This is a genomic window from Shigella sp. FC1967, assembly GCF_001743005.1.
Taxonomy (GTDB): Bacteria; Pseudomonadota; Gammaproteobacteria; order Enterobacterales; family Enterobacteriaceae; genus Proteus.
The window spans coordinates 1-16,041 of the sequence record NZ_MIIZ01000909.1; the positions used below are offsets into that span (position 1 = coordinate 1).

Below are 16,041 nucleotides of genomic sequence, written 5' to 3' on the forward strand. Positions count from 1 at the left end.
TTATTCAGAGTCGTCCTTTATCCTCACCAATGAGTTATGGAACCTGAAATAACCTATGGAACTCTATTTATATATAGCAATAGAGTAGGCTATTTAAAAACCAAATAAGATTATTATTATGACACATAATCACATTGATGATATTGAGTTGGAGCAGGCTGACATCTCAATATGATGTCTGGACAGCAATCTTAGTCCCTAAAACTGGATTGTTATTCAGAGTCGTCCTTTATCCTCACCAATGAGTTATGGAACCTGAAATAACCTATGGAACTCTATTTATATATAGCAATAGAGTAGGCTATTTAAAACCAAATAAGATTATTATTATGACACATAATCACATTGATGATATTGAGTTGGAGCAGGCTGATAATAAGCAGTCTGAAAAATTTAAGGCTGCTAAAAAAAGTACGTTAGTGAGTGTTTTTGTCAATATCATTTTATCCATTTGCAAATTACAGTTGGGCTTTTTCTCACATTCTCAAGGCTTAATTGCTGATGGTATTCACTCACTTTCTGATCTTATTGCTGACTTTGTTGTTTTAATTGCCAATAAAGGCAGTCAGAAACAACCAGATGCTGATCATCCTTATGGGCATTTTCGTTATGAAAATGCAGCATCACTTATTCTTGGGACAATTTTATTAATTGTTGGTTTAGGTATGGTGTTTTCTGCCATTCATAAAATTATAGATCCATCGACTATTCCTGAAGTTCACAGTGTTGCTTTATATGTGGCTTTACTTGCATTAGCGGCTAAGGAAGGATTATTCCGCTATATGCTCGCTGTTGCAAAAAAAGTGGACTCAAATATGTTAGTCGCAAATGCTTGGCATGCACGATCTGACGCTGCTTCTTCATTAGTTGTTGCGATAGGTATTATTGGAAGTTTGGCTGGATTTAAATTTTTTGACCCATTAGCTGCATTAATTGTCGGACTCTTTGTCGGTCGTATGGGATGGCGTTTCACTTATCAAGCTCTACAAGATTTAATGGACAGAGGGGCAGATGAAGAAACGTTAGAAGAGATCAAACAGATGTTGGTTTCAACACCGGGCGTGCAAGGGGTTCATGATTTAAAAACACGTCGTTCGGGGGATTATTTACTTGTAGATGTACACCTTGAAATTAAAGGTGATCTCACCGTCAATGAAAGCCACGCAATTGTTGTTAATGCACGTAATAAGGTTTTGCAAAATAAACAGATCTTAAGTGTGATGGCTCACGTTGATCCCGCTTAAATTCATTTGAGCATCGATTAAAAAAGGTAATGATAGCTTTTCATTACCTTTTTTGTACCTCAAAAACGCTATTTATCACTTTAGAAATTGACACAGTTTTCTTTTACGTGATTACTCAGCGCGGCAATCAGATTATCTACCGCACATTCAGCCATTGCATAGCGAGTCTCTTTTGTTGCAGAGCCGATGTGTGGAACAGCAACGACATTCTTCATCGTTAATAACGGCGAAGATGAAGATAGAGGCTCTTTTTCAAAAACATCCAGTCCAGCACCCGCGATCTCTTTTTGTTCTAATGCACGAATGAGTGCCAATTCGTCCACCACAGCTCCGCGCCCAGCATTAATCAAATAAGCATCAGGTTTCATTATTGCAAATTGTTTTTGCCCTATTAAATGATGGGTTTCTGATGTTAATGGCAACGTGATACATACGAAATCAGATTGTTGTAATAAGGCTTCTAAAGCGCAATATTTTGCAGAAAATTTATCGTTCACTTCTGGATATTCTGTACGTGAGTGATAAAGAATATTCATATCAAAACCAAAATGCGCACGCTGTGCTAAAGCTTTGCCTATTCTACCCATACCAATAATACCCATGGTTTTATGATGAACATCAGTACCATACCACTCAGAAGTGATACTTTTAACCCATAAGTTTTGTTTAACATTATCAGCAAGTTCAGGAATGCGTCTTGCTACGGCAAGTACTAATCCCATCATGGTATCTGCGACGGTATCTGTTAATACAGTTGGAGTATGCATGAGTTTAATATTACGTTTGGTGAGTGCATCAACGTCAACATTATCATAGCCAACAGAAACCGTTGAAACGGCTTTTAAATGAGGTGCTTGGCGAATAAAATTTTCATCAATATTACCACCCGCGCCAAGTAATCCAGAGGCATTGGCAAGTGCTGAACGAAACTCATTAGAGTCTAAAGAGAGTGTTTTAAACTGTTTGATATCAGCGAAATCAGATAGTTTTTTGTACAATTTTTCGGGGAGATCTTGGTAGAGTAAGACAATCGGTTTCATTATGTTCTCCATTCAATACTCGTTATACTTCAAACCACAGCATTGTTGGCTGTGTTTATTCACACTAATCATATACTAATGTATGCGCCTAGCGACTCATTCACTTGCTATCTAGCTGTGGTGTGAATTATTTAGAGTATTTATACAATAAAGTACTTATTAAATGGCAAGTATTTATTGAGAGTGTTTTTACACCGCTTAAACATATTAGCGGGGAAGTTAATAAGGTATGATAAAACGTATTGAATGTCAGTTTTATCATGTAATTAACTGATTGATTTGAATGTAATCGTTTACTTTTAATGGATATTATTTTTAGTGATAAAGAGAAGGAATGTATTACGTATTATATTTAACTTGCTGTAATGCAATTCTAAATACAGTTTTTTTATAAAATTTGAGTCTATGCGAAAAGCGTGTAAACGTTTACACTAAATGTCGAGTTGATCACGAAATAATTTTGTGGATCTTGCTAAACTCTGTGTCAGTGAACAGAAACCGTCTTGCGCTTTTCCTTTGAATTGAATCAAAAGAGGTGAATGTGGAAATATTAGTAACAGGTGGTATGGGATATATCGGTAGTCATACTTGCGTACAAATGATTGAAGCTGGTATGACACCGATTATTTTAGATAACCTTAGCAATGCGAATGAAGAAGTGCTTAATCGTGTTGAAGCTCTAACAGGTAAACGCCCTCTGTTTTATAACGGTGATATTCGAGATGACAAGCAATTAGCATCTATTTTTGCTAAGCATTCTATTCAGTCTGTTATTCATTTTGCAGGATTGAAAGCGGTTGGGGAATCTGTTCAGAAGCCCATTGAATATTATGACAACAATGTTAATGGCACATTGGTGCTAGTGCGTTGTATGCGTGATGCAGGCGTAAAAAGTATTATTTTTAGCTCATCTGCAACTGTTTATGGTGATCCTCAAGTGGTTCCTATTACTGAAGATTCACCAGTAGGAGGGACAACTAACCCTTACGGCACCAGTAAATATATGGTTGAGCGTATTTTATCTGACCTATTTGTTGCTGATGAAAGTTGGTCGATTAGCTTGCTGCGTTATTTTAACCCAGTGGGGGCGCATCCATCGGGTACGATGGGGGAAGATCCTAAAGGGATCCCCAATAATTTAACTCCTTATATTTCTCAAGTAGCAATTGGTCGTCGTGAACAAGTGGCTGTTTTTGGTGATGATTATCCAACCAAAGACGGAACCGGTGTTCGTGATTATATCCATGTGATGGATCTGGCTGATGGTCATATTGCAGCATTAAATGCATTAGGTAAAAAAGCGGGCTTACATATTTATAATTTGGGAACAGGTAACGGCACTAGCGTGATTGAAATGATTGAAGCATTTCGTAAAGCGAGTGGTAAACCAATCCCTTATCAATTACAAGCTCGCGCCCAGGTGATATTGCTGAATGTTGGTCAAGTCCTGCAAAAGCAGAGAAAGATTTACACTGGAAAGCGATCCGTTCAATTGATGATATGGCTGCGGATGCTTGGCGTTGGCAATTACAGAACCCAAATGGTTATCTGAAATAAAATTTAAAGTATTTAGATAATCTTGAATAACTAAGAGAGAAGGTTATGTCGAAACTGATTTTTGATCCTGTTGAACATCCGCATCGTCGTTATAATCCGCTAACTGGTCAGTGGATTTTAGTTTCACCACATAGAGCGAAACGACCTTGGAATGGCAAAGATGAAAAGCCTCAGATTGCGACCCTTCCCTCTTATGATCCTCACTGTTATTTGTGTCCAAATAACACCCGTGTTTCTGGCGATAAAAATCCAGATTACACCGGAACGTATGTCTTTAATAATGATCACTCTGCATTATTACAAGACGAATATCATGTTGAGCCTTCATCAAATCCTTTATTTCAAACTCAAGCTGTTAGAGGCATTAGTCGAGTCGTCTGTTTCTCACCCGATCATGGAAAAACGATCCCTGAATTATCTGTCAGCAGCTTACGTAAAATTGTTGATACTTGGGATAACCAAATAGAAGAACTCAGCAAAGAATATCTTTGGGTTCAAGTCTTCGAGAATAAAGGCGAAACGATGGGATGCTCTCAACCTCATCCTCATGGGCAAATTTGGGCGAGTGATTTCTTGCCTAATGAATTAGCGCGAAAAGATACGCAATTAAAAGCTTATTTTGAACAATACGGGCGTAATCTATTAATCGATTATATTGATGCCGAATGTAAAGATGCAAGTCGTACCGTAGTTGAAACAGAGCATTGGCTGGCGGTAGTTCCTTATTGGGCTTCTTGGCCATATGAAACGATGTTATTACCTAAAGCGCATATTCGAAGAATGAGTGAATTAAATAGTGCCCAACGAGATGATCTTGCTATTGCAATGAAAAAGTTAACAAGTCGTTATGACAATTTATTCCACTGTTCTTTCCCTTATTCAATGGGATGGCATTTTGCACCTTCTTTTAAAGATGATAGAAATACCGATCATTGGCAATTACATGCGCTTTACTATCCGCCATTATTACGTTCAGCCACAGTGCGTAAATTTATGGTGGGATATGAAATGCTGGCAGAATCGCAAAGAGACTTAACGCCAGAACAAGCTGCGAATAATTTACGTCAATTAAGTGACATTCATTATAAAGAGCAGCATTAATAACCTGCAATATGGCAAGGTTTTTTAATTAATCTGCTTTTTTGAGCACAAATTAAATCAAACATCTCATTATTGACATAATGATGTGATGGGATTTTTATTACTTAATTTTAATCTAAGGATTTATTATGCAGGCACTTATTCATAATGTGACTCGTTCATTTTCATCTATTTTTGGTTACGCACCTACACATTTTATTCAAGCGCCTGGTAGGGTAAATCTTATTGGTGAACACACTGATTATAATGATGGGTTTGTTTTACCTTGTGCTATTAATTATCAAATGGTCGTTGCCGCAGCAAAACGAGAAGATAATACTATTCGTGTTATTGCGGTTGATTACCAAAATGAAGTTGATGAATTTAGTCTCGATAATACTATTGAGTTTTTACCTAATAAAATGTGGGCAAACTACGTTCGTGGTGTTATTCACTTTCTACAGAAAGATAACTATGCCTTTCATGGTATGGATATCGCGATATCTGGAAATGTCCCCCAAGGTGCGGGGTTAAGCTCTTCTGCTGCGTTAGAAGTTGCTATTGGTCAAACAGTTAAGACACTTTATCAATTACCTATTAGTCAAAAAGAGATTGCATTAAACGGTCAAAAAGCAGAAAACCAATTTGTTGGTTGTAACTGTGGCATCATGGATCAGCTTATTTCGGCTTGTGGTGAAGAAAATCATGCACTATTAATCGATTGTCGTTCATTAGAAACGTCGCAGTCACAATGCCCGAAAATATGGTTGTGATGATTATCAATACTAATAAAAAACGTGGATTAGTTGATAGTGAGTACAATACCCGTCGCCAACAGTGTGAAGAAGCTGCTCATATTTTAAATGTAACGGCATTAAGAGATGCCACATTAGACGATTTAGTTGCTAAAAAAGCATTAATGAGTGAAGTGGTTTATCGCCGAGCACGCCATGTTATTACTGAAAACAATCGTACATTAGAGGCTGCAGAAGCTTTACGCCATGGTGATTTAACCACATTGAGCCAGTTAATGATGCAATCACATCACTCAATGCGTGATGATTTTGAAATCACCGTCAAAGAGGTTGATTCATTGGTTGAAATCGTGAAATCAGTGATTGGTGATCGTGGTGGTGTAAGAATGACAGGTGGTGGATTTGGCGGTTGTGTCGTAGCATTAGTGACACCAGATTTAGTTGATAAAGTCGTTGACTCTGTTAAGGCGCAATACGAAGCTAAAACGGGATTAAAAGAAACAATCTATGTCTGCTCTGCAAGCCAAGGAGCGGGCTATTCGGAGGCAAAATAATGGCAACTAATGAGCTTCGTTTTCTTGAACCTGAACAAATGACAGCACAACCTGCATCAGATGGAAAACCTGCGCAAATAGTGGTGCTTAAAAATCGTTTTGGTATGTCTATCTCTTTAATGGATATTGGTGCGACTTGGTTAACCTGTATTGTGCCGGTTAATGGGTATCGTCGAGATGTATTATTAGGCTCTGCAGATATGAATGCCCATAAACAACAAACAGCCTATTTAGGTGCAACGGTGGGACGTTTTGCTAATCGTATCGCCGGAGCTAAGTTTGTATTAGAGGGGCAAGAATATAAAATTAATGCGAATGAAGGTAAAAATACCTTACATGGTGGTAAACAAAACTTTAGCCATCTTCGCTGGGTGATCACCACGCAATCTTCTCAATCCGTCACGTTTTCATTGATTTCAAATGATGGTGATCAAGGCTTTCCTGGTACTGTGAAAGTGAGTGTGACCTATACACTGACCGATAATAATGAGGTATACATCGATTATCAGGCGATGAGCGATAAAACCACGCCATTAAGTTTAACTAATCATGCTTATTTCAATCTTGCAGGTGAAAATACTGAGCGTACTGCACTTGAGCATGATTTAAAAATTTGTGCGACTCATTATTTAAAAAATGGCGAAGGCAATATCCCTACGGGTGAGTTTGCCAGCGTAATAGGAACAGGGTTTGATTTTCGTAAATTAAAACGTATTGGCGTTGATTTTATGGCAGATGAGTGTCAAAAAGCTGCAAATGGTTACGATCATGCCTTTATTTTAGATAAGAGCGTGATTGAGAATAAAATGCCTATTGCGACTGTTATTGCGCCTGAAGGTGAACTGAAAATGGATGTTTTTACAACCATGCCTTCGGTTCAGTTTTTATACCGGCAATTTTCTGGTAGGAACGCGTGGAAAGAGTCGTCATTATGGCAATTACTCAGGATTAGCATTAGAAACACAATATTTTCCTGATGGTCCTAATCATCCAGAATGGCATGAAAACCAAGGTATTTTACCTGCAAATACAGCGTGGAATAGCCAAACAATCTATAAGTTTTACTTGTAACAACAAAAGGAAAGTGTAAAACGCTTTCCTTTTCACTATTTATTTGATCTTTTTACTTTTTAAATTTCACTTCTTCGCTGATAATCAAGCCACTTAAATTCTATTACTCTCTTTTTTCTTTGTTTGTAGATTAACGGTGCGTTATTTCTTCACCATGAATAAAAGTGATCCATAAGGAGTGGATATGGCGACTATCAAAGATGTAGCGAAGGAAGCGGGGGTTTCTGTCGCGACTGTATCTAGAGTCATTAATAACTCGCCAAAAGCAAGTCAATCATCTATTGAAACCGTTAATGCTGCGATGCAAAAGCTAGGTTATCGACCTAATGCGGCAGCAAGGGCTTTAGTGAGTCAAAGTACACAAACTTTGGGCGTTTTAGTGCATGACGTTTCTGATCCCTTTTTTGGTACACTCGTTAAAGCGGTTGATAATATTGCAAGACAATCAGGGAAACACATCTTGGTCTGTAATGGTTATCATGATGCGCAAGATGAGCGACAATCTATTGAATTATTGATTAATAGTCGCTGTGATGGTCTAGTGATCCATTCAAAGGCACTTTCTGATGAAGAGTTGCTGGCTTATGCTTATGAAGTGAAAAGCATGGTATTGATTAACCGTTTTATTCCTGATATTGCCGAACGTTGTGTCGCTTTAGATAACTATAAAGGGGCTTGGATGGCAACAGAGCATCTTATTCGTCAAGGTCATACTAAAATCGCGTATATTTCATCTACTCATCATATTGAAGATACAACTCAGCGTCTTGCTGGTTATAAAGCGGCATTAGAAGCTAATCATATCTCATTACCTGAAAGCTATATTGAGTATGGTGAGCCTGAAGGTGAAGGTGGTGAAAAAGCAATGATGCATTTACTAACGAAATCAATCGATTTTACAGCCGTAGTAACTTACAACGACTTTATGGCAGCAGGGGCTTTATCTGTTCTTGATGAAAATGAAATTCCTGTACCTGAAAAAATTTCCGTTATTGGCTTTGATGACGTATTAATCGCTCGCTATATTCACCCTCGTTTAACCACTGTGCGTTATCCTGTACAAATGATGGCAGAACAAGCTGCAACACTCGCCATCAGACTTTCTAAAGGTGAAATACTTGAACAAAAGCAACGTATTTTTTCGCCAACATTAGTGCAACGTAATTCTGTTTTTAACCTTAGTCACCTCTCTTAATGGTCTCATCTGCATTTTTATCTTGTCGATCCTCTTAATGGTTTACATTAAGAGGTCATACTTAATTAACTTGTGTAATCGTTATCACTTTTACTTTTTTTTAAATGGTTATTTGAATATCTGCAATTTGTTAAATAAAATTATTGTCCTAGTTTAAGCTTGTATTTTACTTAACTCACCATAGTAATCGTTTGTTTTTCTATTTTATGATCCATTTACGTAACATAGGCGATAAATTTGTGAACAGAGTAACGGAAAAAAGATCGTGAAAACGTTTACATTAAAATCCTATTATCTCTACGGGTCTGAAAGGAAAATATTATGCATACAGAAGGTGTTGGGTTAAGCACAATAGATTATGCAATTTTTGCCCTCTATGTCGTTATCATTATTAGTCTAGGATTATGGGTTTCTCGTTCAAAAGAAGGTGAGAAAAAAGGCACAAAGGACTATTTCTTAGCAGGAAAAACCCTTCCTTGGTGGGCAATTGGTTCTTCGCTTATTGCCGCTAATATTTCAGCAGAACAATTTATTGGTATGTCTGGTTCTGGTTTCTCCATTGGGCTTGCAATCGCCTCTTATGAATGGATGGCCGCGCTGACATTAATTATTGTTGCTAAATACTTTTTACCTGTTTTTATCGAAAAAGGTATTTATACCATTCCAGAATTTGTCGAGAATCGTTTTAAAAGCCGTAACTTAAAAACTATTCTTGCCGTGTTCTGGCTGGCATTATTTATCTTTGTTAACTTAACATCGGTACTTTATTTAGGCTCATTGGCATTAGAAACTATTCTTGGTGTGCCAATGATGTATGCCATTATTGGTTTAGCATTATTTGCTGTTATCTATTCACTCTATGGTGGACTCTCTGCTGTTGCGTGGACAGACGTGGTACAAGTATTCTTCCTTATCCTTGGTGGTTTGTTTACTACTGTATTAGCTGTTAGCTATATCGGTGGAGATGGTGGGATCATGGAAGGTTTGAGTAAAATGACACAAGCCGCCCCCGATCACTTTAAAATGATCTTAGAGAAAGATAATCCACAATTTATGAACTTACCGGGTATCGCAGTACTGATTGGTGGTTTATGGGTTGCTAATCTTTATTATTGGGGTTTTAACCAATACATTATTCAGCGTGCTTTAGCCGCTAAATCTATCAATGAAGCACAAAAAGGGCTGGTATTTGCTGCATTTTTAAAACTTATCGTACCTATTCTTGTCGTTGTGCCGGGTATTGCTGCATTTGTTATTACCACAAACCCTGAATTAATGGCGGGTTTAGGTACCATGGCACAAGAGCATATTCCAACGTTATCACAAGCAGATAAAGCCTATCCTTGGTTAACTCAATTCCTACCAGTAGGGGCAAAAGGTGTTGTTTTTGCTGCACTTGCGGCTGCAATAGTGTCATCTTTGGCATCTATGCTTAACTCTATCGCGACTATTTTTACGATGGATATCTATAAAGAATATATTGGACCAAAAGCTTCTGAAACGCGTTTAGTGAATGTAGGACGTATCAGTGCCGTTGTTGCTTTAATTATTGCTTGCTTTATTGCGCCATTATTAGGTGGTATCGATCAGGCATTCCAGTATATTCAGGAATATACAGGTTTAGTCAGCCCTGGAATTTTAGCGGTATTCCTCTTAGGTTTATTCTGGAAAAAGACAAATGCAAAAGGTGCAATCATTGGTGTGGTTTTATCTATACCGTTTGCGTTGTTCTTAAAATTAATGCCATTAGGTATGCCATTCCTTGATCAAATGATGTACACCTTTATGTTTACAACGGTTGTGATTGGTTTAGTGAGTTTAACCTCGACTAAAACGGATGACAGCGCTGGGGCGATTGTATTAACAGATAAAACCTTTAAAACACAAAGTGGATTCAATATTGCTTCTTACGCCATTATGATCATCTTGTGTGTGCTTTATGCTGTATTCTGGTAATAACAACATTGTAATTTGTTAATTTTCTAAATCTAAAAATACGCTACAAACAAGACAAAGCAGATGGTTATGCCATCTGCTTTTTTTTATGCTCTCACGATTTCTGTGCTTAATAGGAATGGCACTCATTTTGCTTTTGATACAGATTAAAAAAAAAACACTAAATATGAAAAGAAAATCATTCTCATGAATATTTGATTAAGATAATATTAATCATTCTCATTACTATAACTGTTATTAATTCAGGGAAATGCTATGAACTTTAAAATGGGTGTTTTAACAGCCTGTATTTTATCTGCGTCTTACCCGCTGTATGCACAAGAAAATAAAGAAGAAAAACTTGTTGTATCAGCATCAGGGTTTGCTCAACAAATTACAGATGCACCAGCAAGTATCACCGTGATCAGCAAAGAACAACTCGCAAAGAAACCCGTTCATGATTTGGCCGATGCCGTAAAAGGTGTTGAAGGCGTTAGCATTAATGGTAATGCGAATAAACAGGAAATCACCATGCGTGGTTTACCAGGCGAATACACACTGATCCTTGTTGATGGTCGTCGCCAAAATAGCCGTGAGTCGCGTCCTAATGGGAGCGGGGGATATGAAGGTGGTTTTATTCCACCTGCAGAGGCGATTGAACGTATCGAAGTTATTCGTGGACCGATGTCATCTCTATATGGTTCAGATGCGATGGGCGGTGTTATCAATATTATCACTAAACCAATAACAAAAGAGTGGCATGGCTCTGTTGCTCTTGGGGGGACATTGCAACATAACCGTGATGCAGGCGATTCTATTAATGGTGATTTTTATCTTTCAGGGCCTTTAATTGAAGATAAATTAGGCTTACAACTTTACGGCAGTAGTTATTTACGTGCTGAAGATAAAATCACTTATGGTCAAGGTCGTAATGACAATAAAAATATTACGGCAAAATTGGCATTCACACCGACAGATAATCAAACCATTTTATTAGAAGCGGGTCGCAATACGTTACAGAGAACAACGACGCCGGGTAAATCCATGAGCGAATTTACGATCCGCGGTGGAAAAGCAGATGAAAATAAAATGTTGGAAACCAATAATGACCGTAATCATTGGGCATTAACCTATAAGAATCAGTTCGATATTCTGCATTCGGAATTAAGTGTTTATCAAGAACAGACTAAACGTATCACCAAAACAGAAATGATTGATAAGGTGACAAAAGAGCGTGAGAAATATTATGAAGATCGCCGCCCTGAAATTACCAATACTGTTTTTGATGCGAAATTTACCGCATTTTTGCCTGATAATGTGATGACCTTTGGTGGTCAATATCAATATTCACGTTTAAAAGATGAATCTTCTCTTGGAGGCAAAGATATAAAACAATCGACCATTACGGCTGATCAAAAAGCATTATTTATTGAAGATGAATATAGCGTTACAGATAATTTGGCATTGACGGGCGGTGTGCGTCTTGATGATCACGAATATTACGGTAATCACTGGAGTCCAAGAGCCTATGCCGTTTATCATTTAACTGATGAATTCACTTTAAAAGGCGGTGTGGCGAAAGCCTTTAAAGCACCAAGTTTACGTGAAATCAGCCCTGAATATGGCACTTCAACTGAAAAAGGCCGTGCGATTATGTACGGTAATCGTGATTTGAAACCTGAAACATCAGTCAGCCAAGAAATTGGTATTGGTTATGATAATGGGGATGGCGTTACCGCAAGTGTGACTTTCTTTAATACCGATTTTAAAGATAAGCTAACAAACTACGATACAGGCGAACTAGATCCAATTACAGGTTTAAAATTGTATCAATACGATAATGTTGGTAAGGCAAATATTAAAGGAATTGAAACGGCTGTGGGATTCCCTATTGCTGAGAACTGGCATGTGAATGCAAACTACACTTATATTGATTCAGAACGTAAAAGTGATGATGAGAAATTATCATCAGGTGAATCTTTAAAAGGTTATCCACTTGATATGACACCCAAACACAGTGCCAATGCGCGAGTGGATTGGCAGTTTGATGAAGCAACCAGTTTTTATGCCAATACGGCTTATACTGGAAAACAAATTTGGGCGGCACAACGTAACGGCTACACTGGGGCACGTTATCGTAGTGGGTACACAACCTTTGATTTAGGGATGACCTACAACTTTAATAAAAATACGATGTTTAATTTTGCCGTATTGAATATTACAGATGAAACAGGCCCTGCTGTAAATGATAAAGGCGGTAACTGGGTTGTTGATGAAGGTCGTCGTTATTGGGCGAATCTTAAATATAGCTTCTAATCAAGTCTAAATTAAAATAAACCCCGTAATTCATATGGGGTTTATTTTTTTATCTCTCTCTATTATTTTCATCTTAACGGTTCATTTTTTAATTACCGATAGAGTATCTGATTTATGCGAATACTAATGTTATGTGGAATGATTATGTTATCTGCAGTAGCTCAAGCTAGACCTAACCAAGAAGTGCCTGAAATTGAGTCTCAAGCTCACGCCTATTATCACATTACAAATAAAGAAGTGGCATATGAAGGAAAACAATATCGCCTCTTTCTTGCTATTCCTAAAAATACAACTAAAACAGCATTAATTTATGGTGTTGATGGAAATGCGCAATTTCCGTTGATGATAAACGAAGCCATAAAGCAGAAAAATAAACCGCTGCCTGCAATTATCAGTGTGGGATATGTGGGAGATAAAGCTTATTTTATTGCAGAAAGAACGCATGACTATACGCCGAATGTAAAAGGAGAAGCATTTAGCCAAGGTGGAAACGCAGAGTATTTTTATCAATTTTTTCTTAACTCAAGTAAGACCTTACGCGTTAGCTCAACTTGCTAAAGAAAAAATTTCAGTTACTCAGCAATCTCTGTTTGGTCACTCTTTTGGTGGTGTATTCACGCTTTATGTTTTATTCAATCATCCAGAAACATTTCAACGTTATATCGCAGCAAGTCCATCATTATGGTGGGGAAAGGGCGAGTGGGTGAGAAAAGCGCAATGGTATGCTATTCCTGATGATGTTTCGATTTCAATAACCTTGGGTGAAAAAGAAGAAAAACCAGATTTAAGCCAATTAAATGAAGAGCAGCAGAAAAATTATCAAGAGCGCAATAGTTGGTTAACGCAACGCCAGTTATGTCACTATTTATCGGAAGCAGGAAAACAGTGTGAGTTTTATCTGTTTGAAGGTAAAGGCCATGGTGGCTCAATTCCTGATGCCATTAACATTGCTTTAGAAAAAAGTGCCGAATAAACAAAAAAATCGCTTTATTTTTAGCTATCTTAGCGGGTAACAATAGGATAGCTATTGAATATTTATTATTTTTATTTTATTTAGTACGTATTTCCGCGTAATGGTTCTTAATAAAAAAATACTTATCTTTTAATAAAAATAAATATTAGATTAACGCTATTTCTTTTTAGCAGAAAAAGGTGATAATCCTGTTTGAGATAAATAAAATTGTTTTCTGGCATTAGATTTTATAATTTTATTTATTATCATTTAAACGCTATATTCGCGTCTCCTGAACTTAGGGACGCCATCCACTGTTTTCACCTTTGTTTTTTTATCTTTCCTAGATAAAAAAACGGCCTCTATCAGGCATCGAGAAAACAGCGCATCATCAACCGTTTTGATTGTGGAGACGAGGGTAGTGAAACAGAACACTACTTTGGTACGCAAAGGCGACAGTACATTAGTACCTGTGGCTGGGTTAACGGTATTTGCTATCGCGTCAGGCTATTTAATGAGTTTAATTCCACTGTCTATGAGCAGTTTTGGAATGGATACACTTTATGCCAGTTGGTTAGCAAGTATTTATTTTATTGGACTGTTAATAGGTTCAGTCATGATAGAACCTATTATTGCAAGAATAGGGCATCGCCTCTCTTTCGTTGTATTTTTATTATTACTGGCGGTGACTGTCGGTGTGTTGCCTTTAATGCCTTATTTATCAGCATGGATGGTTTTCCGTTTTATTGGTGGTATGGCGGTCGCAGGTATATTTGTTGTTGTCGAGTCGTGGCTATTAATTGGCGATAATCCTAAAGAGCGAGCTAAACGTTTAGGCTTCTATATGACCTCGCTATATGGTGGTACAACATTAGGTCAATTGGCGATTGGTGCAATTGGTGCGCAAGGGGCTATCCCATTTATGGCGATATTAGTTTTGTTATTAATCGCCGTATTACCGCCTCTGTTTTTTAAACAAGGACAACCACAAGGGCATGATCATAAAGGTTTGTCACTCAAGCAGATGAGCCGATTAAATAAGGCGGCTTTAGTGGGCTGCATGGTATCTGGTATTGTGATGGGCAGTATTTATGGCATGATGCCGTTGGCTTTAAATCAAGGACAGTTTACAACAGACCAAATTGGTGTGTTGATGGCAGCAATTATTTTAGGCGGAATGGTGGTTCAGCCTATTATTAGTAAATTGTCTGTGATGATAAGCAAGACACTGTTATTAGCGATGATGTGTTTAGTGGGCGTTTTTGCCATGGGACTGACTTATCTTTCTAGTGATTATATAGTGCTTATTATTGCACTAGCGCTATTAGGAATGTCTTCTTTTTGCACTTTATCCTATCGCTATTACATTGGCATGTGATCATGTGAATGCCAGTTACATTGTCGCGATTACACAAGTGATGCTATTAAGTTATAGCATTGGTTCTGCAATTGGGCCTTTAGGGGCAGGAATGTTTATGGCGCAAGCTAACAATGGCATCATGAATTTTTTCTTTGTGGTGTTATTAGTGACGGCAATTTACATGCTCTTTGCAAGTTTACGCCGTAAAAGCCATATTGTGTTGAACTAAACTGTTTTCTTTTATTGACTCTCTTTCTTGCTCTTTTGCTCTTATTCATCAGCCGAGCTTACCGTAAAGGTGGCTCGGTTTTTTTTATCTCTATTCTCAAAACGAATTAAGACTTCCCTTATATTTTTATACTGTGCTTTATCAGTATAAACAGATAACGTTATTTCCTTCTTAAATAATGGATTACACTTTTTCATGGAGAACACACAGTGAACATAATGAAAATAAGCGTTTTACTCTTACTTGTTATTCCTTTTTCAAGTGCACAAGCGATAACCTCAGAACAAAATAAAAAGCTGGTGGAGTATGCCGCCAACTTACCAAGAGCCGTATTTTACGATGCTGATTATCGTAAAATAGATTACCCAATGGGGGATGTGCCTGCTTATAAAGGAGTATGTAGTGATGTGATTATTCGTAGTTATCGTGGGATTGATATCGATTTACAAAAACTATTGCATGAAGATATTAAGGCAAACTTTTCCGCTTATCCAAGTAAACGAATGTGGGGATTGAATAAGCCTGATACGAATATTGATCACCGTCGCGTTCCCAATTTAGAAGTCTTTTTTTACACGAAAAGGAAAAGTAAAACCGATTACAAAAAATGCAGAAGATTATGTCCCAGGCGATATAGTTAGCTGGCGTTTAGATAATGGACGACCTCATATTGGTATTGTAGTAAATAAGAAAAGCTGGGATAACCAACGTTATCTAGTTATGCATAATATTGGGTTTGGGCAGGTTGCTGAG

10 protein-coding genes and 4 pseudogenes are annotated in these 16,041 nt (G+C 37.5%); 13 read left to right on the plus strand and 1 reads right to left on the minus strand.

The annotated features are described in order from the left end of the window. The first annotated feature begins 329 nt into the window (after nt 1–329). Nucleotides 330–1,244: a cation diffusion facilitator family transporter gene (locus BHE89_RS15700; protein ID WP_128860619.1), complete on the plus strand. Its 915-nt coding sequence runs from the start codon at nt 330–332 to the stop codon at nt 1,242–1,244. 80 nt (nt 1,245–1,324) lie between these two features. On the opposite strand, the gene ghrB is transcribed toward BHE89_RS15700, so the two are convergent. Then, on the minus strand, nt 1,325–2,284 hold the full coding sequence (gene ghrB, locus BHE89_RS15705; RefSeq protein ID WP_069367762.1) for a glyoxylate/hydroxypyruvate reductase GhrB: 960 nt from the start codon (nt 2,282–2,284) through the stop codon (nt 1,325–1,327). A gap of 541 nt (nt 2,285–2,825) precedes the next feature. Here ghrB and galE point away from each other — a divergent pair. From galE to BHE89_RS15755, 12 genes and pseudogenes are all read left to right on the plus strand, one after another. Next, a pseudogene (gene galE, locus BHE89_RS15710) lies at nt 2,826–3,841 on the plus strand (UDP-glucose 4-epimerase GalE). A gap of 45 nt (nt 3,842–3,886) precedes the next feature. Beyond that, nucleotides 3,887–4,942: a UDP-glucose--hexose-1-phosphate uridylyltransferase gene (locus tag BHE89_RS15715; RefSeq protein ID WP_069367764.1), complete on the plus strand. Its 1,056-nt coding sequence runs from the start codon at nt 3,887–3,889 to the stop codon at nt 4,940–4,942. A 128-nt stretch (nt 4,943–5,070) separates the two neighbouring features. Continuing rightward, nucleotides 5,071–6,230: pseudogene (galK, locus tag BHE89_RS15720) on the plus strand (galactokinase). Continuing rightward, complete coding sequence (locus BHE89_RS15725; RefSeq protein WP_286146212.1) at nt 6,230–7,207, plus strand: galactose-1-epimerase; 978 nt, start codon at nt 6,230–6,232, stop codon at nt 7,205–7,207. The pseudogene galK and the gene BHE89_RS15725 overlap by 1 nt, the downstream one beginning before the upstream one ends. Then, nucleotides 7,131–7,301, plus strand: a complete 171-nt coding sequence (locus BHE89_RS26095) for a hypothetical protein (RefSeq protein ID WP_286146215.1) — start codon at nt 7,131–7,133, stop codon at nt 7,299–7,301. Before BHE89_RS15725 ends, BHE89_RS26095 begins: the two co-directional genes overlap by 77 nt. A gap of 184 nt (nt 7,302–7,485) precedes the next feature. Continuing rightward, nucleotides 7,486–8,496, plus strand: a complete 1,011-nt coding sequence (locus BHE89_RS15730; RefSeq protein WP_069367767.1) for a substrate-binding domain-containing protein — start codon at nt 7,486–7,488, stop codon at nt 8,494–8,496. Nucleotides 8,497–8,817: 321 nt separating this feature from the next. Further along, nucleotides 8,818–10,452, plus strand: coding sequence for a sodium/sugar symporter (locus tag BHE89_RS15735; protein WP_069367768.1), 1,635 nt, complete (start codon nt 8,818–8,820; stop codon nt 10,450–10,452). A gap of 255 nt (nt 10,453–10,707) precedes the next feature. Then, the gene (locus BHE89_RS15740; protein WP_069367769.1) at nt 10,708–12,747 is read left to right on the plus strand and encodes an IreA family TonB-dependent siderophore receptor; all 2,040 of its coding nucleotides are present in this window, start codon (nt 10,708–10,710) and stop codon (nt 12,745–12,747) included. Nucleotides 12,748–12,891: 144 nt separating this feature from the next. After that, nucleotides 12,892–13,305 carry a hypothetical protein gene (locus BHE89_RS26100; RefSeq protein WP_286146213.1) on the plus strand — a complete coding sequence of 138 codons (414 nt, stop codon included), beginning with the start codon at nt 12,892–12,894 and terminating at the stop codon, nt 13,303–13,305. Next, nucleotides 13,232–13,720: an alpha/beta hydrolase gene (locus BHE89_RS26105; RefSeq protein ID WP_286146214.1), complete on the plus strand. Its 489-nt coding sequence runs from the start codon at nt 13,232–13,234 to the stop codon at nt 13,718–13,720. Before BHE89_RS26100 ends, BHE89_RS26105 begins: the two co-directional genes overlap by 74 nt. A 400-nt stretch (nt 13,721–14,120) precedes the next feature. After that, a pseudogene (locus BHE89_RS15750) lies at nt 14,121–15,288 on the plus strand (MFS transporter). A 218-nt stretch (nt 15,289–15,506) separates the two neighbouring features. Continuing rightward, nucleotides 15,507–16,041, plus strand: a pseudogene (locus BHE89_RS15755) (DUF1287 domain-containing protein); the annotation flags it as partial.

Excerpts from the sequence above, each read along its gene's own strand:
- BHE89_RS15700 (WP_128860619.1), top strand. The coding sequence starts at position 330 with ATGACACATAATCACATTGATGATATTGAGTTGGAGCAGGCTGATAAT.
- ghrB (WP_069367762.1), bottom strand. The coding sequence starts at position 2,284 with ATGAAACCGATTGTCTTACTCTACCAAGATCTCCCCGAAAAATTGTAC.
- BHE89_RS15715 (WP_069367764.1), top strand. The coding sequence starts at position 3,887 with ATGTCGAAACTGATTTTTGATCCTGTTGAACATCCGCATCGTCGTTAT.
- BHE89_RS15725 (WP_286146212.1), top strand. The coding sequence starts at position 6,230 with ATGGCAACTAATGAGCTTCGTTTTCTTGAACCTGAACAAATGACAGCA.
- BHE89_RS15730 (WP_069367767.1), top strand. The coding sequence starts at position 7,486 with ATGGCGACTATCAAAGATGTAGCGAAGGAAGCGGGGGTTTCTGTCGCG.
- BHE89_RS15735 (WP_069367768.1), top strand. The coding sequence starts at position 8,818 with ATGCATACAGAAGGTGTTGGGTTAAGCACAATAGATTATGCAATTTTT.
- BHE89_RS15740 (WP_069367769.1), top strand. The coding sequence starts at position 10,708 with ATGAACTTTAAAATGGGTGTTTTAACAGCCTGTATTTTATCTGCGTCT.
- BHE89_RS26100 (WP_286146213.1), top strand. The coding sequence starts at position 12,892 with ATGTTATCTGCAGTAGCTCAAGCTAGACCTAACCAAGAAGTGCCTGAA.